The organism is Candidatus Thermoplasmatota archaeon (assembly GCA_038884455.1).
GTDB lineage: Archaea > Thermoplasmatota > E2 > DHVEG-1 > DHVEG-1 > JAWABU01.
In genome coordinates this window covers 1-22,644 of sequence record JAWABU010000030.1, presented here as the reverse complement: position 1 = coordinate 22,644, position 22,644 = coordinate 1, and the positions used below count along the sequence as shown (strand labels likewise).

The window sequence follows — 22,644 nt, the reverse complement described above, 5'->3', positions numbered from 1 at the left end:
GGTCAGCATCTCTACATCCCATCCGATGTAGAAGATATATGCTAGGGGTTAAAAATTGCTATTTCGCAAGAGGTCTAATATTTGCAATCACTATTTTATCATTTTTTTTTTTGCTTTCAAAAACCACAGAAAAATTAGAACTATTTATGAAAACCAAGCATTAAAACGAAACGGTACCGTATCACAAAACTTTGGATCACCACTCCTTACCTTCACCTATAAGGACTGCCCGATTATTGTTTCAACCTATCCTGGAAGTAAGCACAAACCACGATTCACAAAAGTCCAAGCAACCGTTCCAAACCCCCAAGGAAACAAAATTAAAATCTACAATGAAACCATTGCATCAGATATCGGAAAAGCATTTGGCGGACAAGACATACACATCGGAAACTCAGAGTTTGATGACAAATTCATGATCAAAAGTAACAATGACCTATTTCCTACAACCTTTCTTTCATTGTCATTGCAGAAAAAACTTCTCACCCTCCGAAAACATCATCCAACTGTAACCCTTGAATATAATCAGCTGATCATCAATCTTCCAAAATATCTGAAAACGGAAGAAGAGTATGATGCGCTCATCGATACGATGCTTCTTGCTGTTGACAATCTAAAAAGATCATAAAAACAATGTTCATTTTTTTGCTTCTAATCCAAAACCACTTTCCAGTAACGCTTTGAACTGTTCGGCAAACCGAACCATCGGCCCGCCATCAACAATGTCATGATCAAACGTGATACTCACATACAGATATTCTCGAACCATAATCACATCATTGACAACTCCTGGTTTTTTCACAATACCGCCAACTGCGACAACCAACGAAAGTGGTCCACCGGAAGCTATTAACCACCCAGGAAATGCACCTTTCATACCAATCGACGTCACCGCGATGGTACCCATATATTTCTTTTTCAAAAATGCATTTCGTCGGAGAACCCACAATACAATTTTTTGTAAAAATGTTGGTGCATTCACAACCAGTTTCTCTTCCAAAGAAAGTTTTCTTCCGAGCACCTGATCAGAAACGTTGATAACCTCCTGTTGTGCAGATCGAATCTCCAGGGTTATTTCTTCTACTGTTTTTGTTTGTGCATTTCGAATCAAGACTGCACGAGGTCGATACTCAGAATCAACCTTCTGTTCAATTGGCATTTCAACATCAACATCATCAAAAATTAGCATCTTATTCCATCCGTGTCGATAACAGTTTAACTCTCGGTGCTCATGGATTGCACGACTTAGACAAAAAATAATCCAACCGGTAAAAGAAATGTCAACTCCTTGATTTCGTAGCTCATGGATTTTCATTTGAGCATCAGTTACATCAAATTCAAGCAGCGTGTGAAACGAACGTTTTCTTTTTCCTTCGCTGGTTACCAAAGCGATATTTTTCCGTTCTTTCGAAAACGGTTTCACCTCATACGTACCAATATGATCCATAGGAGTTACCCCAATGAGCAACAATTCATCAGACTTATTTAAGAATTCGTATCACACTGTTTTTTTCAGTGCTTGTTATACTGTCTTTCAACAAAAACACTAAAATAAATGTGTTTGACAATATCGTATATAACAAAATTTTTAATAGATCTTACGTTGTTTTACTGTTGTTAATATGGAGGAAACAACTATGGAATTCGAACAAGAACTCATGATGAAAGCTGAAAAACGAGCAAAAGATAAAATTGGGTTCTATATCCACTTTGCCTGCTATGTGCTCGTCAACCTATCCTTATTTATCTTCTACCGGTCGCTCATCTCAGCTGACGTTAATCTTATGCCGATCATGTTCGGCCCGGTATTTGGATGGGGCATTGGCGTTGCAGCTCACTTCATCAGCGTTTTCCTAGGATCAGGAAAATACTTTGACACCATGGTAAAAAAAGAATACGAAAGCATGAAAAAAACTCGGGAGAAATAACAGTATCTTTTTTTATTTTGATGAAAAATCTTTGATGATCCACTGCGCAGCGTCCATGAGATCCTGCGCGATGTACTCAGGTTGCACCCTGTTTTCCTTGAGTTCAGCTATTCCTCGGTCATTGGCAATCAAAATCGTAGCACATCCAACTGCCTTTCCAACCTGAATATCCATGATTCGATCACCAACCATGTAGGCTTTTTTCGGATCAATCTTGTTTTCCCTGATCGCCTGCTGAATCAATCCTGGCTGTGGCTTCCGGCAGCTACATCCATCATCAGGATGGTGTGGACAGAAATAGATTTTATCGATACGTCCGCCAACTTTTTTAATCTCATGGACCATGTTTTTATGCAATCGATTCAACTCTGCGCGTGTCATCATCTTACGAGCGATCACTGACTGATTTGTAATAATGATAATATGAAATCCATGCTTGGTAAGTAATGCGATCCCCTCTCTTGCATTCGGAAGGAAAACAAACTCCTCCCATGACTTAATATGATCAACACTGTCCCTGCTGATCGTTCCATCACGATCAAGAAAAACAACTTTATCCATACTCATTTCGCTTCAGACATCAGAAATGCAATCATATGACCGAGCAGGGTATGCATATCCTCACTGTGCTGCATGTTATGATTTTCAACGACGATACATTCATCAGCAACCTTTTTGAGTTTTCCACCGTCAAAACCTGCAAAACCAATTGTATAACATCCAATTTTTTTTGCAAACTCAATTCCCTCAATAACATTTGGAGAATTTCCACTTCCACTGATACCAATCACAATATCGCCCTTGTCAGCAAGCGTCCGAAGCTGCTCTTTGAAAATCACCTTATACTCATCATCGTTACTCCACGCGGTGATCAACGATAAACTATCAGTCAGTGCGATTGCCTTGACTCGTCTGAATTTATTAAAATCACAGATCAAATGAGAGGCAAGGGAACCACTCCCACCATTTCCCATGAGAAATACTTTCTTGCCATGTTCACGAGCCCATTCAAGTTTTTCAATAACTCGTTGGATTTGACTGGTTTTTTGTTTCAACTGCTCAATACATGTGATTGATTCATCTAGATACTTTTCAATACTTTTCGTATCAACCATATTTTTCTTATCCCTCCACATAAATAATTCTACTACCTTGCGGTTCGAGATGGAATTCTTCTTCTCGCAATGGTGCAAGAGCACGACGAACGTTTTCCTGTCTCTCCTGTTCACAATACATCAGGAGGAAACCACCGCCGCCTGCACCAAGAATTTTGCCGCCAAGTGCACCTGCAGATCGAGCTTTCTCATACAAATGATCAATTTCAGGGTTCGTCACCTTCCCGGTTTTTTTCTTTACTTCCCATGCCTGATGTAAAATCTCACCGAACCGGGAGAGATCATTTTGTCTCAGTGATGCTGCCATCTCCTCAGCGAGGTCACGTATCATATCAACCTCTGATGAAAGATACGGCATGTTGTTTTTACTCTCAGATAAAATCGTCCGTGCCTGCCGATGTACACCAGTATAAAACAACAACAGATTCTTATCAAGCTCTGCTTTAACTGTTTTTTTCAACACAATCGGATTCACAAAAACCGTGTCATCAGCGTTAAAACGGATATGGTTCAAACCACCGTATGCCGCGGCATATTGATCCTGCTTTCCAATTGGTTCATGGAGCAGATCAATCTCAATATGAGCAGCCTCACGGGCAAGCACCTCAGCACCTTTGTGCTCATGTTTATAGGTGTACAAGGCATTGAGCAGACCAACAGCAAAACTACTGGATGAACCAAGACCAGTTCCTGATGGAATATCTGCAATCGTTGTAATCTCGATGCCGCCATCAAGCTGTGTTAGCTTTAATGCTTCACGGACAATCGGATGTTGAATCTGATCAACCGTATCGACAATCTCAGTCTTCGAATAACTCACTCGGATTTTATCATCAAATTTTCGGTTCACCGTCACATAGATATACTTATTAATTGTTGAACTTACGACTGCACCGAAACCATGCTGATAATACTCTTTCAAATCTGAAAGACCACCTGCAAAGCTAATCCGAAACGGTGTTTTTGAGATAATCATATGCCATCCAACAAATACCGAACTGTTCGTCTTACTGTTTGCTCTAAACTAATTGTTGTCTGCCATCCTGCCCTCTTTGCTTTTTCAAATGAAAGAATAGTCACAGGAACATCACCAATCCAACCGCGATCACCACCAGTAAATCGATATTTCACGTTTTTTAACCCCATCTCATCAACCACAATTGGTGCCAAATCTTTCACCTTGATCGTCTCAGTGTTTGCAAGATTATATGCCTCAGCGACCACCCATGTATCAACTCGGGGGATATTGATCAAACCTGCAACACAATCACTTACATCAAAATATGATTTCGTCTGATTTCCATCTCCAAGAATTTCAAGTTCTCGAGGATTTTTCTTCAGTTTTGCGACAAAATCAGGGATTACTCCGTGGGTACATCGTTTTCCGACGACATTAGCAAATCGAAACATCCATGATTGCATCCCATACGTGCTGCAGTACGAGGAGATAAAATGCTCAGCAGCAATTTTACTTGCACCGTAAAAAGAAATCGGCTTAATATCGGGAACATTTTCTGGTGTTGGAAGTACTGTGGTTTCACCATACAACGCAGAGCTTGACGCGAAAACCAATTTTTTACAGTCATGTTTTCTCATAAATTCGAGTACACAATGTGTGCCAATCACGTTTTCTTCAAGATCTACTGTGGTATTATGGATTCCTCCGCGGATATCAGCATTTGCAGCGAGATGAAACACCCAGTCAAACGTCTCGTGAGGGAATGATTGAACACGTTTAATATCCTTCTTCAGAAATGTGAAATTCTTTTTCATAACATGATCTTTAATAAAGTCTTTTTTTCCGGTTCGAAGATTATCGATCACGACGATTTTTTCAGGATGTTCAAGCATGAGTGTATCGACAAGATTACTGCCGATGAAACCTGCACCGCCGGTAACAAGGTACTTCATAGCGATATATCACCTTTCATCAATTTTTTTGGATAAAGCATCTTCATAGCAATATAATCATGACATAAAAAGATGCTGAAGTTAGCCGATGACCCCGCAGAGGTAGATACAGCAGGTTCACTTAAATATTTCGACATCCCGCTGTCGTTATCGTTCGCTTGCCTGAGAGGCACGAAGCCGCTCTTTTGTTTCGGTTTTTTTCCCGATAAAACGGCAAAACATATACCCAAAAAATGCAATACCAAGACGGACGAGTTTCCAGAGAGATTCATCCTTTTTCACCTGAACCATTTTGATCGGATCATATGCTGACCACAGATCACCATGTTTCAACGTCAACTCTTTTCTCCCGAAACCATACCAAAACGACTGTTTGATAAACCCAAGAAACGTTTCTCGAGCACGATGATATACAATGACTTTCTCATTATATACAAGAGTATACCCTGCTTCAACTGCGCGGTAGTTTAAATCAATCTCTTCTGCTTCTTTAAACCACGGATCAAAACCATGAATCTCATCAAACACGTTTTTCTTGTACGCAAGGTTAACACTCGGATACGTGATATCTACACCTCGGTGGATCATCCCAACTCGTGGAAGCGAACTAAACCCTTGAAAACCAAACCGAACTTCCTTCCCAGCGACCACATCAGCAGTCTTCATGGTTTCCTCGATTTCCTGAATCCAGTATGCATTGGCAATAGCATCAGCATCAATGAACGCAACAATATCGCCGGTTGCTTTTGATACCCCAAAATTTCTCCCTTCTGCTCGAGTCCCTGCTTTGACAAACAATTTGATAAATGCATAGTTCTTCGCGTACTCTTGTACTATTTTTTGGGTGTTATCCTTGCTGTTCGCATCGGTTACAATGATCTCATGAGGTGGTTTGATCTGGCCGATAAGACTATCGAGTAAATCTCTGATATAATATTCTGCGTTTCGGGTAATAACGATGACACTTGTCTTCATACGACCAAACGTCGAAAATACACAACCAGATTATAACGATTCCTCTTCATCACTACTGTTCTCTAACTTCACCATGGTATCCCCATAGTTTCCTGTGGTTCAAAACTAAAAGAAGTAAATCTTCATATATGCCGCACTGCTATTACCACCAGCAGGCATACGACTCATGATGCAGACTATGAAGAACATCGGAATTCTTGAATACCATTACCATGCAATATATTTGTATACCCTGGCGAGGGTATGTAAAACCAACAAGACGACCGTGACGATTTTTACAACCAAAAAAATTTTTTCCTTAATTGAACCGCATCTTTCTCATAAAGAAGATTATACTATAATTTTGAAAGAAGACCACGAAAGCATCAATCACTTCCTCAAACGAGTTCAGACCTACTGCAACGAGCATATCGATCTTCTCTTCGTCAACACCATTCAAGAAACACTCAAGGATCTCCCGCACTTTCTCACGTTTCAGACTCGCTGCCCTATGATTCTTACGATCCATGATGCAAACACCTGGCTGAAACCAACCATAACCATTGATCTAAGAAAACCGATCAGAACCCTCGACACCATCCTCAGTACCATCCTTATAAAAAAGATGATTTTGGACAAATATGCAGCAATCAATGTCGTTTATCCGCTGATTAAAGATTACATCACTCAACACACAACCTATACAAAACCGGTTTTTACCATTCCATTTAATTTTTACGATCCTCCTGAACAACCTCTACAACATCACAAAGATACTTCCAAGGTTACCTTTCTTGTTCCTGGTGAAATCATCCGAGCACGCCGAGATCACTCTGTTGTTCTCGATGCATTTGAAGAATTATTCCCTCAATATCCAAAAAATATTTCCCTCATCATCCTTGGACGACCGGTTGGACGATACGGCAAAAGCATCATCAAACGATGTACAGCATTACACCAGCACCACTATGATATCACCTGGTTCACCGAGTTTGTCCCTGAGAAAACCTACATCGAAACGTATCAAACTGCTGATGTTATCATCGCACCAATACAACTCGAAACCCATGGTCTTGGAACAATTCGAGAAACCTTTGGTCAAACCAAAGCATCAGGAGCACCCTACGAAGCAATTCAGTATGCAAAACCGATTATACTCCCGCAGGCGTTTAACCTCATTCCTGAACTGTCCACCTCAACCATCACCTATCAAACTGCTGAAGATCTCAAACAGAAAATCACTGACCTCCTTAAAACACCACACATGCTTTCTGATTTAAAATCAAACGCTGTACTCAACGCTCAGAAATTCTCCCTTTCATGCTTACAAAGATACTTTGAAGACAATCTTTTAAATAATAAAGAGGTATCCTGGTAATCTTTGAATATTGTGAGATGAGGAACTGTATGAAAAAAGCATTAATCTCCGGGGTCACCGGTCAAGATGGATCATACCTTGCTGAATTTCTCCTCAAAAAAGGATATGAGGTCCACGGGATTAAACGCCGATCAAGCATCCTGAACACCCAACGTATCGATCATATTTACCAGGATCTCCATGAGGAAGATGTTCGCTTTATCCTGCATTATGGTGATATGACTGATTCGAGTAATCTGAACCGGATTGTTGAAGAAATTGATCCTGATGAAATCTATAATCTGGCTGCACAAAGCCATGTCAAAGTCTCGTTTGATGTACCTGAATACTCAGCAGAAGTAGATGCAATTGGTACCCTCCGGCTGCTTGATGCAATCAAAGAGCGAGAAGTGCAATGTAAATTTTACCAAGCATCGAGCAGTGAAATGTATGGAAACACCGATGAGATCCCGCAAAATGAGAACACTCGGTTCAACCCGCAAAGCCCGTATGCCGCAGCAAAAGTTTTTTCCTACCATGTAACAAAAAACTACCGTGAGGCATATGACATGTATGCCTGCAATGGCATTCTTTTTAACCATGAGTCGCCACGGCGTGGTGAAACATTTGTCACGCGAAAAATCACTATTGCTGTTGCGAACATCTATTATAAAAAGCAAGATAAACTCTTCCTTGGCAACGTCAATGCACGCCGAGATTGGGGATATGCACCAGAATACGTTGAAGCAATGTGGAAAATGCTCCAGCAGAAAAAACCAGACGACTATGTCATTGCAACAAATACTGATCATTCAGTCAAAGAATTTTGCAATCATGCATTCCATGAAATCGGCATTGATCTTGAATGGACTGGGAAAGGAATCCATGAAAAAGCAGTCAACAGTAAAACAGGAAAAACACTCGTCGAAATCGATCCGATGTATTTCAGACCAACTGATGTTGAACGACTCCGTGGGGATTACCGTAAAGCGAAAAAAGCATTTGGATGGCAACCAAAAACTACATTTAAAGAACTGATAAAAATCATGGTACAGGCTGATTTAGAACGGGTTGAGCAATGGAAGAAATAAACCTTTCACAACAAACGATCCTGATCACCGGAGCGCATGGTTTTCTCGGAAGTCACACGGTCGAAAAATTTCGTGCTCATGGTGCAAACAACATTATCACGTTTTCACAAAAAGAATATGATCTCCGAAAAGAACATGATGTGCAGAAACTGTTCAAAAGATATTCTGATATTGATATCGTTGTCCATATTGCTGCCGATGTCGGCGGTATCAAATACAGCAGCACCCATCCAGGTCAACAGTACTATAACAACATCATGATGAATACCTTGATCCTACATTATTCATATCTCAACAAGGTCAAAAAATTTGTCGGCATCGGGAGCGTCTGCGAATATCCTGAAGTTACTCCAATACCCTTCAAGGAGTCGTATCTCTGGAATGGATACCCTGTACCTTCAAACGATGCCTACGGATTGTCAAAACGATCCTTACTTGCACACAGCATCGCGTATCATAAAGAATTCGGCTTTAACGCCATTCATCTTCTTCCCATCAACTTATATGGTCCTCGCGATGATTTCAGCCTTGAAAACTCCCATGTCATCCCAGCATTGATCATCAAATTCTATGATGCTTACCACAACAAGAAACCAACCGTTGAGGTTTGGGGGAGTGGAAAGGCAAGCAGAGAATTTATCTATGTTGAAGACTGTGCAGAAGCAATTGTCCTTGCGACAAAACGATACAACAAACCAGAACCAGTAAACCTTGGAACCGGGGATGAAATTACCATCCAACAGCTTGCAGAGATGATTGCTGAGATGATCAATTATCAAGGTCAGATTGTTTTCAACACTAGTCAACCTGAAGGTCAACTCAGACGGAAACTAGATGTATCCAAAGCAGCACAAGAGTTTGGATTCACCGCACCAACATCATTCAAAGAAGGACTCAAAAAAACCATCCGATGGTATCGTGAGACCTATCTCAAATCTAAAACCCCATGATTTTGTTTCCCATGACGGTATCGTGTACCTGTTTTCATTGTTTTTAATTTTCTCAGTGCGGATCTCTACACAGGAGCAAGTACTACCGAAAAAATGATAAGTAGTCTATCATATGAAGGTCTATAACCTTGAGTTGTATAAAAAATCGGAGGATAAAAAATGTTTCGAGATTTAAACACAGAAAATCCATTTATCACTGCAGAAATTGGGATCAATCACAACGGTTCAGTTGACATAGCAAAAAAACTCATTGATATGGCTGCATCACTTGGATGCGATGCCGTAAAATTTCAAACAAGAACTCTCGAAAAAGTCATCCCAAAAGAAATGTGGCATATCAAAAAAGATACTCCTTGGGGTGTTCTCGACTACATTGATTATAAACGGAAAATTGAGTTGCAACATGAGGATTACTACACCATTGATGCGTATTGTAAAGAAAAAAATATCGAATGGTTTTCCTCAGCATGGGATCTTGACAGTCAATTATTTCTCAATGAATTTGATTTAAAATATAACAAACTTGCATCACCGATGCTTTCTTATAAACCCTTAGTTGAAGAAATTGCAAAACAAGGCAAACTCACCTTTATTTCAACGGGTGGTCATACGTTCCGTGAGATCGATCCTGTCATAGCTCTTTTTGAAAAGAAAAAAACACCGTATGTTGTCATGCATTGCGTCAATCTCTACCCTTGTCCTGATGAAAAACTGAATCTCAGAAATATCACCCTGCTTTATGATCACTATAAGAACAATGAATATTTTGAAGGTGTTGGATACAGTGGTCACGAAACTGGAATTCTCCCTTCAGTCCTTGCAGTCAGCCTTGGTGCTGTTGCAGTGGAACGACATATTACCCTTGACCGAAGTATGTTTGGTTCAGATCAAGCTGCATCACTAGAACGGCATGGTCTTGAACTGCTCGTGCGAGATACACGACTTGTTCGGCATATCATGGGGAAAGCAGATAAGGATCATCTTGATCCTGATGAGAAAAAGAATATCGCAAAACTTCAATATTGGGTCAAGAATGCCTAAACATGCCTACAAGTATCTTGGTTTGATCCCTGCACGCGGAGGAAGCATACGGGTTCATCGAAAAAACATACGCTTAGTGTTGGGAAAACCATTGATCTACTGGTCGATCAAAGCAGCACAGGAGTCAAAACGTCTTGATTATTTTGTTGTATCAACTGATGATCCAGAAATTGCTCGTGTTGCGCGTGAATATAATGCACCAGTTCTCGAACGTCCAAAAGAACTCGCAGAAAGTCTTGTTCCTCTTACCCCAGTCTATAGGCATGCTCTTGAGACCATACCTGCAGAAAATCTCGTGATTCTTCGACCGACGTCACCGATACGAATCAACAATATTATCGACAAAGCAATCGACTACTATGAACAAGAAAAAGGTGATTCACTCATGACCGGTTTTATGAACAAGGAATACGAATGGTTTACCCATCCAGATACACCATCACAACAGCTGAAAGGATGGTTTCAAGGTGATGGATGCGTTGAAATTCACCATAAAAAAGTTATTTTATCGGGGAAATCATGGGGGGATAAACCACTCAGATATATTATACCAGAAATCTACAATTATGAGATTGATACTGAAGTAGAACTCATCATGGTTGAAGCATTGATGAAACATGTGGGGATGAATGTATGAAGGAAATAGAATCATGGCAAAATGGCAAATGGATACCAAATTCTCAAATTGGAACTAAACTGTGGGATGCCCATTTCTTTTTCGGCTGGGCAGTTTTTGATGCATTCCGAACCTATAATCATGTACCGCATCTCCTTCATCAGCATTTAGATCGACTGTATCGAAGTGCGAAACTTGCTGAAATTGAATTTTCTATGACAAAACAAGAGATGATTGAAAAAATCCATGAGGTTATCGATCATAATAAACCATTCTTCCCAAAAGATGAAGAATATCGGTTCATGGTATTTATCAGCCCTGGATATTTCAAGATATACGCAGATATGGGCGACGTCGGACCAATTATCACAATCAATACAACGACCACATCACGGTACGCAAAATTTATCACTCCGTACCTTGAAAAAGGATTCACCGCATTGATCTCCTCTCAAGTTCACCTCCCAGTCAGATGTTTTGATCCAAAAATTAAAAGCTGCAGTCGACTCCACTACGGTTTAGCTGATGCTGAAGCAGCACGGTACGGCAAAGGAGTACAACCAATCCTGCTTGATGAACATGGGTATATGACCGAGAGCAGCGGGTCTAATGTTGGATTAATCAAAGACGGCATGTTGCTGTTACCGAAGGATCATAATATCCTCCGCGGATGTACCATGGAGTTTGTCGAATCACTGGCAAAGAAAAACGATATCCCCATCATCAAAGATGACTGGGAGGTGTATGATATCCTGGATGCAGATGCGATTATCTTCACGAGTACGTTTCTTGGTATTGAGCCCTGCTATGAAGTTATCTTCCGGAATAAAAAACACCGGTTGACTGGTGATACAACGGTCATTCGAACGTTGTTCACTGCGTTTAGTAAAGAGGTTGGACTTGATATTGAACAACAATGGAAGAACTGGTATGCCAAAATGCTTTAATGGTTTAACTGTCGTTAATGTAGAATTAACGAGTCGATGCAACAAAAACTGTTGGATGTGTGGACGGCGAAAAATCGACCGTGACTACCCTGAAATTGCAATGAATTACGGTGATATGGAATTTTCCCTTGTTCAAAAAATAGCACGACAGCTCCCCCCAGGAATCGTCGTTCAGTTTCATAACAATGGTGAAGCACTCCTCTATCCTCGATTTGGCGAGGCTGTTTCATTGTTTCAACAGCAGATCAAATGTGTCGATACCAATGCAAAACTACTGCTTGACAAAGCAGATGAAATTATCGGTAATCTCGACACCTTGACGATATCAGTTATTGAAAACGATCCTGAGGCAGATGAACAATATCGGATTGTGCAAGAATTTTTAAAACTGAAAGGAAGTCAAAAACCAAATATGATTTATCGATGCCTCGGAAATGTTGATCTTACCAGATGGAAGCAGCTTCCAGGCATTCTTGCAACCCGTATTCTCCATAATCCTCTCGGGAGTTTCAAATATCAAAAAAATCCAACAGTCCCTGAGATCGGTATCTGTCTTGACATGCTCAGTCATATGGCGATTGATCGATTTGGAAAAGTTTCAATCTGCGTTCGCTTCGACCCGAAACGCCTTGGGGTAATCGGCGATGCAAACACCACGCCGCTGCTTGATATTTGGAACAGCCCAAAACGAAAAGAATGGCTCTCCTATCACATTGAAGGTCGACGAGATAAAATACCACTCTGCAGCTACTGTGAATTCTGGGGTGTTCCCACCGGTTACTAATCACGGCGGATTTCTTTTTTGATATATGAAAGCATTTTTTTAATGTTTAATGTATCAAGGATAAAGATGAGATCTTTTTTCGTAAATTCTTTGAGTATTGCCAATATCCCCAGGTAGACACCACTACCAAGGAGTCCAACTGCGAGTAGTTCATACCATTTGTCAATAATGATCATATTACTTGCGGTAATCAACCATAAAACTGCACCCATGATACCTGCAGCGCCACCGTGAAGAACAATTCGCAGATTAAATTTCAATCCAATTAATTTATACGCGCTGATAATGTAATAGATTAACCCGATGAAATATGAAATCATGAGTGACAGCGCTGCACCAACCATTCCTAACCCTGCGCAGGTTATCCCAAGCGACTGAATATCTTTCGGAATTAAGATAATATTCAACACAAGATTAATGATAAACATCACGATGATTCGGTTGCGGACAAGATGTGGTTTATTCATACCAAGAAGCTGTGAGTTATACGGGATCGTCAACGCATAAAAAAACGAAAAAAAAGGCAAGATGCGAAACACAGGTATTGCCGGGTAATACTTATCGCTCAGGAGTATATGAATTGCAGGTTCAGCAAGTACGACTAAACCAACAACCAACGGAAAGGTAAACATGCTGATGTATCGTTCTGCTTGATGCATAATCTGCCGTATTCCCTCAGCATCATTTTTTTCATGATGATATGCAATTGTCGGAAACAAAATCGTTCCCAAACCAGCAGCAGCAACAACGATAAATCCACTAATCCGAGAGCAGGCATAGTAATAGCCGACGTCTTCTGCAGACCAAAACAACTGAATAAGTACTTTATCAACATTATTCATAATTGCTGCAGCAGCACTCACGATAATTAATGGAAAGGCAAACTGTGAATAACTTTTAAAACACGCAAGGGTCGGTTTTTTAATAGGATAGTTCCGAAACAAGATGATGCTGCTGATGAGAAGAAATAGATGTCCAAAAACATACGTCCATGCGAGTTCGATCGCCCCAAAACCAAAGGTTTGTGCTTCCAGAGCAACGAAGATAATTCCAACTGTTCGAAGTATCGTTGACAGCAGTTTCGGGATATAGGTTTTTGCAATCTTTGTCTCACCGGTATACGTTGTCTGAAAGATTGTTGCAACCCGCTCGAAAATAAAATACAGTAAAATAATGTACACCGCAAATTCATGCTCAGGGGTTTCAAACCCTCGTCCTGCAATAAATTTCCAAAAGAAAATCGAACCAACAGTAAGCACTGCCATAAGACTGACTAAACCAAGTTTTGTGACCAGGAACGTTCCAATGCATGTACCTAAGTTTTGTTTCCCTTCAGATACTCTTTTGATATGTGCCTCATCGAATCCAAGGCTGTTGACGATAGTAAACAACCCGATGTATCCCATCGCAAAACCAATGATTCCATAATCTGACGGATGCATATATCGAGCGATGAAGAAAATAGCGACATATGCAAGTAACGCATCAGTCAAATCAGAAAACATGATAAGGGTTGATTTTCGTGCAATCATAGGTCTTTCAGAAGTTAGTTAACTCAAAATCTCTATATTAAGTCACCTGAACAACTGCATGATTTCGAATTACGTCAACCTATAATTTGTACAACCTGATTGTTGACAATAAGAAACTCAACCAGTTCTCCAGATTTTTTCAACTTGTGAAGAACATCAGGATGTAACGTATGATCAAACGTTGATGAGATTCTACTTCCGGATATTGACCAACTTCCAATTTCAACAGTTCGATCAGTGAAGTTTTTAACACTGCCAAGAATTGTCGATGATTGCGTATTAATCTTAAAAGAACATTTCGAACATTCAATAATAGTTTTATACGTTGGATAATCAGCATAGGGATCATACAATTGTTCAAGCTGAATTATTGTCAATGGACTTTTGCACTGCGGACAAGTCATATCGCCAGTTGATTTTTTCCATTGTTCTTTCAAAAGATTAAAATTATTATTTTGGCTCATCCTCTTTCTCCATTCCATAATATTATACCTGGTACTCCCATATATAGTTTTGGTTCAACCCCCCATATGCTATCTGTACAGGAAAAATTACGCTATGTATAAGATTTTAATAACCCTGCAGTTATTTCCTTTTTCAGAGGAGCGGTAGTACCATGAAGCATCTTGCTTTTCTGAGTGATTTTGGATTAAAAGATGGCTATGTTGCTCAGATGAAAGCAGGAGCATTACGATTCTGCGATGCAAATATCATTGATATCAGCCATGACGTCGAACCGCAGAATATCGTTGAGGCTGCTTTTATCCTTCGAGCAACATGTCCATTTCTACCAGTTGGAACTGTGGTTGTTGCTGTGGTAGATCCAGGTGTTGGCACCTCTCGGAAGGGATTAGTAATTACCACAAAACATCATATTCTCATCGGTCCTGATAACGGAGTACTCATCCCTGCAGCTCGGCATCTAGGGGATTTTCTTGTGTATGAGATACAAAATCATCGGTTATTTCAGCATCCTGTTTCTTCAACGTTTCATGGACGAGATATCTTTGCACCGGTTGCCGCTCATATTCTCAACGGCATACCTTTTGATGCAATTGGTCCAAGGATTTCTCGTTTTGTCGATATGACATTTGATGATGCTTGTATCAACGATACAACTCTCATTGGAAAAGTACTGCATATAGATCGTTTTGGCAATGTTATTACAAATATCTCTGAAAAACTCATTCGTCAACATATCAGCATCGGATCAACAAAACAGGTTGATCTGCACGGTCAAAAAATCGATGTTTTTTTCTGTGAATCATATGGTTTTGGCCAGAATAATACATTACTTGGCATTGTTGGGAGCTCCGGGTATCTTGAATTTTCCCTAAAACAGAGTTCTGCTGCCGAACGGTTCAATCTCCAGGTTCATGATCCTGTGCAGATCTATCTTTGACGTCAATATTTGAGGATAGCGTCGAGGAGTCCGTGAGCATAGTTAATACATCCAAATGCAGTGAATTTATCGTTTTTCTGAGCATAGTACTGAGCATCTTGGTAGTATTGCTCAGCGAGTTCAATGATTTTTTTCTGCGATGCAGTCAAAGAAGTTGGGATATGTTTTTTATTTTCTTCAAACATATGGATATCTTTTTGAATCCGAGTTATTTGACTCATGTTTTTCATAAACGTTCACCTTACTTTTTTCTTGGAGGTACCCCATCATTTCTCGTTTCTCTTGTTTGTTTTGATAAGGATTGTTTTTACAAAAGGAACTGCAAAAATGATATTTCCAATAAGAATAATAGCTCCGACCATTCCTTCAGGAGTATATCTGATATCATTGTGGAGTAATCCATGGATATACCATTCATAGATCATAAGAAAGCTGACAAGACAGGGTATAATAACTAGAAGCGGTGTAAGCCATAATTCCAATCGCGTTATGGTAATAGTACTTGTTTTGTGTCGCTCTTTTTCTATGCTCATAGGATCACCAGCTGCTGTAATGTTGAGCTTGAGAGAGGAATTAAACTTTGCTTCGGCAGAATGTTCATCCCGACAGACCAACAACTCAGATAGAGAATGCCGATACAGATAGCGGGAAGTATCTGCATGAGGAAATCATCATCAAGGTAAGGATTTTTTAATGATTCACTCAGTACGGTAACACCTGCTCCAAGAGACGTAGTCAAGATACCGATGCCAAATGGTTGTGCTGTATACCATATGATGCTATAGAAGATGAATGAAAGAAAAAAACCTATGCCAATCGAATGTTGTACTCCAAAACGAATCCGTATTTCCCCCATAATTGGATCGGTAAAGCTGGCGCAGAGAATGCACGGGATGGCAATCTGCTGAGGAAATCCTAGTAATAAAATTACGAGTGCAACACTGAAATACCAATAACTTGCTGGCCGTCGGTATTCATATGGGCGCAGGCCAAAAAATTCATCGTTGTTGATAATCGATCGTAACCGAAGATATTCAATGATTGTCACTCCAACAACAATCCAAACCGGAATAATGATTTTCAACAGCTGTATCCACAAAGCTTCTGGGAGAACGTAATAGACCAACACAGATGCTGCTGAGGTGTGAAAGATCCGTCGAAACCAATGGGCATCAAACTGTATTTCGTTTATTTTTTGATGAATCTGTTCTGATAGTTTTTCTGTTTTCTGAAGGAGCATTGTTTTCTGCATACTCGAAATACTTCTTACATATCAAAGGTTGTTTTTTATGGTTACGGTGTTTCTATCAGAGGTAACATTGTCGGTCAACACAAATGCTTTGTAGGCGGTTCTCCATGTTTCCTTTTGTGACGAAAGATATTGTCGAAGAAATCAAACAACTCCACCAACGTATCAATGAGTTAGAACGTCTGATATCTCAGGCTTTTGCTCCTCTTCAAAATGCTCAGCAAATTACAAAACGATATCTGACACTCGTTCAATTAGCATTCGAACACGGTGGTTTAACACCTGAGATGGTATTACCTGCGGTACAAGATCCGATTTCTCGAGATATTGTTCGTGTGATCATGGATCATACTGATCAAAATCTCTTTCAGATTACTGATCTTGTATGAGCTCAACGAGGATCAGCATCTCGAAGAATCATCCGGGTAAAAGTACAGCATCTCGTTGAAAAAAAATTTTAGAACAACGCCAGAACGACGCACGGGTAGTCTATCGTTTTTCTGCTGAAGTGGTCAAAAAGTGGTTACAACTGCTCGGTATTCCTATATAATGTGAACACAGTATATGCGGATAAAGAAAAAATGTCGTTGGAGGAAAAAATTATGAATACTCATGAAGAACACATCCCAGATCCAGAAAAAATACCAGGGCTACTCAAAGAAATCAGCTCTCTTTTATATGGGCCTGAAAGTGCTAAGAAATACGCTCAATCAGCAGCAATATTTTTTAAGAGTCAAAAGCAGCAGGTATGACTGATCAGCAAGCCTATGAACTGACCCGGCAGTATATGTCAACCTTAAACCTTAGTCACATGATCAAAGGAATGAATGTTGGTGACCATCATCACGAAAAAGAATAGCGTTTCCTATGTCGAAACAAACCATGGTACACTCACCGTCTACTGCGGTGATACCTGTTTTAAAACTTCTTATACCCTTCTACCTGCCGTGCTGTTTCGTCTGCCTGGAACAGTATTTCGTATAAAACGAATGGCAAAACGAGGTGGTACACTATTTCATCAAGAACTCATCAATCAAGGTCTCGATAAAGAAATCGCTGACAAACTCACGGCAACGTATCTAGAAACAAGTCATGTGAAAACTTACCTAGAGTTCTTCAAATAAAACTGATTTTTTTGTAGGTTTTCTCCTGTTTCTTTTATCTACTGTTGCGGCATCTGTTGTTCTTGTTTTTCAAGACTCATAATGCCTTGTTTACTCCCGACAATAACTTCATCAGCAAGACCAATGAACAAACCATTTTCCACAACACCAGGGATATTGTTTAACTCTTTTTCCAACACGTCAGGGTCATCAATTTTCCCAAAATCACAATCAATAATGTAATTTGAATTATCAGTGATAAACGGCTCATCAACAATCCGCCGAAGCTCAGCAGTACATCCACTCAACTCCTCCAAAGTTTTTTGAGTAGCTTTCCATCCAAATTTCACCACTTCAACCGGCACCGGCGTATCACACCCAAGCCCTTTTACGATTTTCGTTTCATCAACAATAATGATCACTTTCTTTGAATGAAATGCAACGATTTTCTCCCGAGTTAATGCACCTCCTCCTCCTTTAATCAGGTTGAGGTTTGAGTCGACTTCATCAGCTCCATCAATCGTCAGATCAAGCATTGTACACTCATCAAAATCAACCAACGGTATTTTATACTCAGCAGCAAGCTTCTTTGTCTTCACAGATGTAGGAACCGCTTGAATCGTCAACCCCTCTCGAATCTTCTCAGCAAGTTTCTTCACCATGTATTCAACCGTTGATCCAGTTCCAAGGCCAAGAACCATGCCATCTTCGACATATTCAACTGCTTTCTCTGCTGCACGTCTTTTTAACTCTTCTTGCTCCACGATTAAGTCACCAGCCAAAGGTAATAACTAAGGGATACAAAAACTTATACTCTTCTTAGTATTTACCCGGTTCTGATTGCTATGCTTGGAGAATGTGATCAACACGGATATTATCGTGGTGAAGTTTGTCCCATGTGCACAAAAAAAGGAAAATTTCTCATGAGTGACAAAGAATTGAACACCCTTGGTCGGATTATGGCAGGAGTACTCCGTCATTTCCCAGAGAAACTTGGATTAATGATTGACGGTCGAGGTTGGGTTGACATCTCAAAATTCGTCGAAGCTATCGGAGGAAACCGATCAGGTTTTCATTGGCTTCGAACCCAACATATTGAAGCAATAGCACTCACCGATCCAAAAGGTAGATATCAGGTTGACGGCGGTATGATCCGAGCAACCTACGGTCATACCGTCGGCGTCTTCCTAGATGATCTACCCCAAGCAGAGTTAGATACCTATTACTACCCTGCAACTGAAGAAGAAATCGATGTAATCCTTGAAAAAGGACTTAATCCCATTGATCGAAAACAAGTCCATCTGAGCGGCAGCATCAAAAAAGCACTTGAAGCAGGAAAAGTTCGAACCGACCAACCACTCCTCCTTCGCATTGATGGAAAACAGGCACGAGACGACGGTGTAAAGATATATCGTGCAGGTCATGATGTTTACGTCACCGAACGGATCGATGCCAAGTATTTATCCAAAGTAGATGACGCTGAAATCAAGAAACTCCTTCAGGAAAACACTTAAGAACCCGTAAGTTTTCCCTTCATTCTCTTATGTTTTTTTCTTATGGGCCTGTAGCTCAGCTAGGTGGAGCAATCGGCTCTTAACCGAAAGGTCGAGGGTTCAAATCCCTCCAGGCCCGCTCATCTCTTCATGATAAAAAACTCACGAAAAAATACTACAATTTCAGAAATCATCGCACCAACAAATAACACCACTAACAGCATATCTCGATTTTTTAGTAGGAACTGTTCAACATCAGATCGACCATGGTAATAACTCCACGACTCTAACGGAAGATTGTCAGGTTCCTGCACCACCGGAAACGACCAGGCAACCATCGCAATAACCCCCCAGATACACAACAGGATGATCAGCCGTACCAGTATCTTCTTTAACTCCACAAAAAGATATCCAACTGTTTGTTCATAAAAATTCCGATGTTTCATCTCTGCCGTATCATATACTTTAAAACCTCATACGTGATGTCATGCACAGATATTTTAATAAAAAAAATTGATGCGATGGTGATTATATTAAAAAGAAATGCCCGAAATGTTCCCAAAAAGCAGTGCGACTGTATCAAAACAAAACAGTTGATGGAAAACGAAAATGGATTCCGACAGCATGGCAATGTACCAACTGTCGATATATCTATACGGTAGCATCAGACACACTTATGTATCCAATTGGTGGCGAGCCATACCAAGAAAAATATCATGGTACTTGTCCAAAATGCGACCTAAAACTTACCAGAATCTTTCGACATAAAAACCCAGTCCATGGAAAACAAGAATGGATTTCAACAGCATGGTACTGTACGCGTTGTAAATACGTTTGGGTTGATCCCCAGTGACTCACCATGATACCGACAGGTACTCTTTACCCTAAACTATTAAATATGGCTATTTCTTTAAGGGGAAAAGTTAGAATAAAAAGATACACATTGAGGCAACCACAATGAAAAGGAGTTCGCGAGACTGGAAAAAACGACGGAAAATGCGCTGGAAATGGCGGAAGAAACGGATGCGACGGGAAAAACGAGCACGACGACAATAATATCTCTTTTTTTCTTCTATGGGAGCATGGTGTAACCCGGCATCATTGCGGGCTCCAGTTACGGGAATGATTAGAAGAGGGTCATCTGAGATATGATGATTAACTGGAGCGATGACCCAAGAAGAGACCCGCCGATCTGGGTTCAAATCCCAGTGCTCCCATACCCTGTTCTATCTGGAGTTTCCAGTCGAAACAAGGGTAAAACCTGATTATCTTGGTTTAGCGTGCTATCCTCTTTCACTTTTGTATGAAAATTTAAAGATCCTTTCGTCAATAAATAGCAAACGTATCAACTTAAGGAAATTCATTTTTTAATTGAGTAATAGTATAGCATACCACATACAAGGTACAAGTTAAACGTTTCCAGAAACGCTTTTTCCCTATTATAGCTCTTTACAACAGAGTATCGATCAGTGGTCTTTGGCTTTGACCGGGTTGTATACTATTCTCTTGGAGGTGTGTTAAGTTGACAGTCTCGTTCTTTTGAATCATAAGATTATTTAACCTCTCACCAATATCGTCTTGTTAGAGGTGAAAAAGGTTAATTATGGATGAGATAACGAGGATAAAGGTTGTGTCATGTGTGGATATATTGGTAGGTATTGTGGTTGTATGTATGGGGTTTGTAGTGTTCCTGTGTGGTAATGATTAGGTTTTTTTGATTAGGTTTTTTTTATTAGATATGGATAGGGGGTGTGGATAAAAATGAAGAGATTTGTGTTTTTGGTTCTTTTTGGTTATGTTTTTGTTATGTGTCCGTGTTTTTGATGTTTGCTGTTTTGTTTCTTCTGTGCAAGCGCCTAGTGATTTGTTTTTTGGTGGTGGTTCTGGTACAGAGGATGATCCGTATGTGATATCTAAGATTGAGCATCTTGATAATATTAGATATCATCTTAGTGGTTATTTTGTTCTTGTTTCTGATCTTGATTTTAATGATGATAGTTGTTATCTTGACCCGAGTAAGAAGGTGTTTTTTACTACTGGTGATGGTTGGAGGCCGATAATAAATGATAGTTATGATAATCTTTTTTCAGGTGTTTTTGATGGTCAGGGTCATGTTATCTCTAATTTGTTTATAAATCGTCCTTCAAGTAATTTGGTTGGTTTATTCGGATGTTTGCGTGCACGTGTGGTTAAAGATATCGGTCTGGTTAATGTCAATGTTTCTGGGGATTGGTGCGTGGGTGGTCTTGTTGGTGAGATGTACTATGGTTCTGTTTCTGGTTGTTATGCTAGTTGTAGTGTTTCTGGTGATGATGCTGTTGGTGGTCTTTTTGGCTATATATGGAATGTTAATGTTTCTGGTTGTTATGCTACTGGTAGTGTTTCTGGAGATAAGCGGGTGGGTGGTTTTGTTGGTTTGTTGTATAATAGTACTGTTTCTAACTCTTACTCAAGGGGTAACATAACTAGGATTTCTGGTTATGAGACATCTTTAGGTGGTTTTGTCGGGTTTTGTTTCTGTTCTAGGATATTTAATTCTTATTCTACAGGGAGTGTGCGATGGCATTCTCCTCCGCATCCAGTAGATAAAGGCTTTGCTGGTTGGGTGAGTGAGGATTGTGTGATGAGTGGTGATTTTTGGGATATGGATTCTTCTAGTCAGACCTCAACAGCAGGTAACGCGGTAGGTAAAACGACATCTGAGATGAAGACAAAATCAACATTTACGGATGCAGGATGGAATTTTACTAATGTCTGGGGTATTTCGAGTTCTATCAATGATGGTTATCCATATATTAAAAATTGCACCGGTATCAAGATAGGTACTGAAGATGGTTCAAAGAAAGCGTCAAAGGGTACAAAATACATGTGGCTGTAAATGTCAACGCTGAACTACCCATTGCCATCACCTTTACAGATGCCAACACCCATGATTCAACCCAGTTTAAACCAGTCTATACCAAGGTGAAATCATACAAAACTGAACATCCAACACAATATTTTCTCGGAGATAAAGCCTTCGATTCATCTTCCATTAGGCAGATCCTGCTCAAAGACAAAGTTACACCCATCATTAAGGCTGCACGAACGAAAATCAAACCACAATATCCACCAGAATTTAAAAAAACCTACAAGAAAGGAACCGCAGTAGAACGGTTCTTCTCCAGATTT

At 40.1% G+C, this 22,644-nt stretch carries 30 protein-coding genes and 2 tRNA genes; 19 read left to right on the top strand and 13 right to left on the bottom strand.

Annotated features, from left to right (window positions below):
- Positions 1-55 precede the first annotated feature (55 nt).
- Positions 56-628 carry a hypothetical protein gene (locus QXL17_06270; GenBank protein MEM4258737.1) on the top strand — a complete coding sequence of 191 codons (573 nt, stop codon included), beginning with the start codon at positions 56-58 and terminating at the stop codon, positions 626-628.
- 9 nt (positions 629-637) lie between these two features.
- Here the strand turns inward: QXL17_06270 and QXL17_06265 are convergent, their stop codons facing one another.
- Positions 638-1,447: a 2-oxo acid dehydrogenase subunit E2 gene (locus QXL17_06265; protein ID MEM4258736.1), complete on the bottom strand. Its 810-nt coding sequence runs from the start codon at positions 1,445-1,447 to the stop codon at positions 638-640.
- Between the two features lie 190 nt (positions 1,448-1,637).
- Between QXL17_06265 and QXL17_06260 the strand changes: the two genes are divergently transcribed.
- Positions 1,638-1,928 carry a 2TM domain-containing protein gene (locus QXL17_06260; protein MEM4258735.1) on the top strand — a complete coding sequence of 97 codons (291 nt, stop codon included), beginning with the start codon at positions 1,638-1,640 and terminating at the stop codon, positions 1,926-1,928.
- Positions 1,929-1,940: 12 nt separating this feature from the next.
- Here QXL17_06260 and gmhB read toward each other — a convergent pair whose 3' ends face one another.
- The 5 genes from gmhB to QXL17_06235 form a co-directional block, all read right to left on the bottom strand.
- Positions 1,941-2,489, bottom strand: a complete 549-nt coding sequence (gene gmhB / locus QXL17_06255; protein ID MEM4258734.1) for a D-glycero-beta-D-manno-heptose 1,7-bisphosphate 7-phosphatase — start codon at positions 2,487-2,489, stop codon at positions 1,941-1,943.
- 2 nt (positions 2,490-2,491) lie between these two features.
- Entirely contained in the window at positions 2,492-3,043 is a 552-nt protein-coding gene (locus QXL17_06250; protein ID MEM4258733.1) for an SIS domain-containing protein, read from the bottom strand.
- Between the two features lie 7 nt (positions 3,044-3,050).
- A complete protein-coding gene (locus QXL17_06245; GenBank protein MEM4258732.1) occupies positions 3,051-4,019 on the bottom strand; it encodes a GHMP kinase in 969 nt (322 codons plus the stop codon).
- Positions 4,016-4,954: a GDP-mannose 4,6-dehydratase gene (locus QXL17_06240; GenBank protein MEM4258731.1), complete on the bottom strand. Its 939-nt coding sequence runs from the start codon at positions 4,952-4,954 to the stop codon at positions 4,016-4,018. The genes QXL17_06245 and QXL17_06240 overlap by 4 nt, the downstream gene beginning before the upstream one ends.
- Before the next feature lie 147 nt (positions 4,955-5,101).
- Complete coding sequence (locus QXL17_06235; GenBank protein ID MEM4258730.1) at positions 5,102-5,929, bottom strand: glycosyltransferase; 828 nt, start codon at positions 5,927-5,929, stop codon at positions 5,102-5,104.
- Positions 5,930-6,107: 178 nt separating this feature from the next.
- Between QXL17_06235 and QXL17_06230 the strand changes: the two genes are divergently transcribed.
- The 7 genes from QXL17_06230 (at position 6,108) to QXL17_06200 (ending at position 12,694) form a co-directional block, all read left to right on the top strand.
- Positions 6,108-7,286, top strand: a complete 1,179-nt coding sequence (locus QXL17_06230) for a glycosyltransferase family 4 protein (GenBank protein MEM4258729.1) — start codon at positions 6,108-6,110, stop codon at positions 7,284-7,286.
- Positions 7,287-7,315: 29 nt separating this feature from the next.
- The gene (gene gmd, locus QXL17_06225) at positions 7,316-8,356 is read left to right on the top strand and encodes a GDP-mannose 4,6-dehydratase (GenBank protein ID MEM4258728.1); all 1,041 of its coding nucleotides are present in this window, start codon (positions 7,316-7,318) and stop codon (positions 8,354-8,356) included.
- Positions 8,344-9,306, top strand: coding sequence for a GDP-L-fucose synthase (locus QXL17_06220; GenBank protein ID MEM4258727.1), 963 nt, complete (start codon positions 8,344-8,346; stop codon positions 9,304-9,306). Before gmd ends, QXL17_06220 begins: the two co-directional genes overlap by 13 nt.
- A 159-nt stretch (positions 9,307-9,465) precedes the next feature.
- A complete protein-coding gene (locus QXL17_06215; protein MEM4258726.1) occupies positions 9,466-10,347 on the top strand; it encodes an N-acetylneuraminate synthase family protein in 882 nt (293 codons plus the stop codon).
- Positions 10,340-10,984, top strand: a complete 645-nt coding sequence (locus QXL17_06210) for an acylneuraminate cytidylyltransferase family protein (protein MEM4258725.1) — start codon at positions 10,340-10,342, stop codon at positions 10,982-10,984. The genes QXL17_06215 and QXL17_06210 overlap by 8 nt, the downstream gene beginning before the upstream one ends.
- Positions 10,981-11,910, top strand: coding sequence for an aminotransferase class IV (locus tag QXL17_06205; protein MEM4258724.1), 930 nt, complete (start codon positions 10,981-10,983; stop codon positions 11,908-11,910). The genes QXL17_06210 and QXL17_06205 overlap by 4 nt, the downstream gene beginning before the upstream one ends.
- Positions 11,894-12,694, top strand: a complete 801-nt coding sequence (locus QXL17_06200; protein MEM4258723.1) for a radical SAM/SPASM domain-containing protein — start codon at positions 11,894-11,896, stop codon at positions 12,692-12,694. The genes QXL17_06205 and QXL17_06200 overlap by 17 nt, the downstream gene beginning before the upstream one ends.
- Here the strand turns inward: QXL17_06200 and QXL17_06195 are convergent.
- Positions 12,691-14,226, bottom strand: coding sequence for a flippase (locus QXL17_06195; protein MEM4258722.1), 1,536 nt, complete (start codon positions 14,224-14,226; stop codon positions 12,691-12,693). The genes QXL17_06200 and QXL17_06195 overlap by 4 nt on opposite strands.
- 74 nt (positions 14,227-14,300) lie before the next feature.
- Entirely contained in the window at positions 14,301-14,690 is a 390-nt protein-coding gene (locus QXL17_06190; protein ID MEM4258721.1) for a hypothetical protein, read from the bottom strand.
- 152 nt (positions 14,691-14,842) lie between these two features.
- Here QXL17_06190 and QXL17_06185 point away from each other — a divergent pair, with 152 nt between their 5' ends.
- Positions 14,843-15,628: an SAM-dependent chlorinase/fluorinase gene (locus QXL17_06185; GenBank protein MEM4258720.1), complete on the top strand. Its 786-nt coding sequence runs from the start codon at positions 14,843-14,845 to the stop codon at positions 15,626-15,628.
- A 2-nt stretch (positions 15,629-15,630) separates the two neighbouring features.
- Here QXL17_06185 and QXL17_06180 read toward each other — a convergent pair whose 3' ends face one another.
- The 3 genes from QXL17_06180 to QXL17_06170 are packed head-to-tail and all read right to left on the bottom strand — an operon-like array spanning position 15,631 to position 16,880.
- Entirely contained in the window at positions 15,631-15,849 is a 219-nt protein-coding gene (locus QXL17_06180; protein MEM4258719.1) for a DUF357 domain-containing protein, read from the bottom strand.
- A 45-nt stretch (positions 15,850-15,894) separates the two neighbouring features.
- Positions 15,895-16,161, bottom strand: a complete 267-nt coding sequence (locus QXL17_06175; protein MEM4258718.1) for a hypothetical protein — start codon at positions 16,159-16,161, stop codon at positions 15,895-15,897.
- Positions 16,158-16,880, bottom strand: a complete 723-nt coding sequence (locus tag QXL17_06170) for a dolichol kinase (GenBank protein ID MEM4258717.1) — start codon at positions 16,878-16,880, stop codon at positions 16,158-16,160. The genes QXL17_06175 and QXL17_06170 overlap by 4 nt, the downstream gene beginning before the upstream one ends.
- Positions 16,881-16,984: 104 nt before the next feature.
- On the opposite strand from QXL17_06170, the gene QXL17_06165 reads away from it, so the two are divergent.
- From QXL17_06165 to QXL17_06155, 3 genes are all read left to right on the top strand, one after another.
- Positions 16,985-17,266 (top strand): hypothetical protein, encoded by a 282-nt coding sequence (locus tag QXL17_06165; GenBank protein ID MEM4258716.1) that lies wholly within the window; start codon positions 16,985-16,987, stop codon positions 17,264-17,266.
- 213 nt (positions 17,267-17,479) lie between these two features.
- A complete protein-coding gene (locus tag QXL17_06160; GenBank protein MEM4258715.1) occupies positions 17,480-17,629 on the top strand; it encodes a hypothetical protein in 150 nt (49 codons plus the stop codon).
- An 81-nt stretch (positions 17,630-17,710) separates the two neighbouring features.
- Positions 17,711-18,001, top strand: a complete 291-nt coding sequence (locus QXL17_06155; GenBank protein ID MEM4258714.1) for a hypothetical protein — start codon at positions 17,711-17,713, stop codon at positions 17,999-18,001.
- 38 nt (positions 18,002-18,039) lie between these two features.
- Here the strand turns inward: QXL17_06155 and rpiA are convergent, their stop codons facing one another.
- Complete coding sequence (rpiA, locus tag QXL17_06150) at positions 18,040-18,747, bottom strand: ribose-5-phosphate isomerase RpiA (GenBank protein MEM4258713.1); 708 nt, start codon at positions 18,745-18,747, stop codon at positions 18,040-18,042.
- Between the two features lie 78 nt (positions 18,748-18,825).
- On the opposite strand from rpiA, the gene QXL17_06145 reads away from it, so the two are divergent.
- Together QXL17_06145 and QXL17_06140 are read left to right on the top strand one after the other, a co-directional pair.
- Positions 18,826-19,494, top strand: coding sequence for an RNA 2'-phosphotransferase (locus QXL17_06145; GenBank protein ID MEM4258712.1), 669 nt, complete (start codon positions 18,826-18,828; stop codon positions 19,492-19,494).
- A gap of 44 nt (positions 19,495-19,538) precedes the next feature.
- Positions 19,539-19,612: transfer RNA gene (locus QXL17_06140), tRNA-Lys, on the top strand.
- 1 nt (position 19,613) lies between these two features.
- Here the strand turns inward: QXL17_06140 and QXL17_06135 are convergent.
- Positions 19,614-19,919: a hypothetical protein gene (locus QXL17_06135; GenBank protein MEM4258711.1), complete on the bottom strand. Its 306-nt coding sequence runs from the start codon at positions 19,917-19,919 to the stop codon at positions 19,614-19,616.
- Between the two features lie 122 nt (positions 19,920-20,041).
- Between QXL17_06135 and QXL17_06130 the strand changes: the two genes are divergently transcribed.
- From QXL17_06130 to QXL17_06115, 4 genes are all read left to right on the top strand, one after another.
- A complete protein-coding gene (locus QXL17_06130) occupies positions 20,042-20,326 on the top strand; it encodes a hypothetical protein (GenBank protein MEM4258710.1) in 285 nt (94 codons plus the stop codon).
- A 223-nt stretch (positions 20,327-20,549) separates the two neighbouring features.
- Positions 20,550-20,690 (top strand) — tRNA-Trp (locus tag QXL17_06125).
- Positions 20,691-21,337: 647 nt separating this feature from the next.
- Complete coding sequence (locus QXL17_06120; protein MEM4258709.1) at positions 21,338-22,351, top strand: GLUG motif-containing protein; 1,014 nt, start codon at positions 21,338-21,340, stop codon at positions 22,349-22,351.
- Positions 22,342-22,644, top strand: a 303-nt coding sequence (locus tag QXL17_06115; GenBank protein ID MEM4258708.1) for a transposase, incomplete at its 3' end; no start/stop codon positions are given. The genes QXL17_06120 and QXL17_06115, both read left to right, overlap by 10 nt.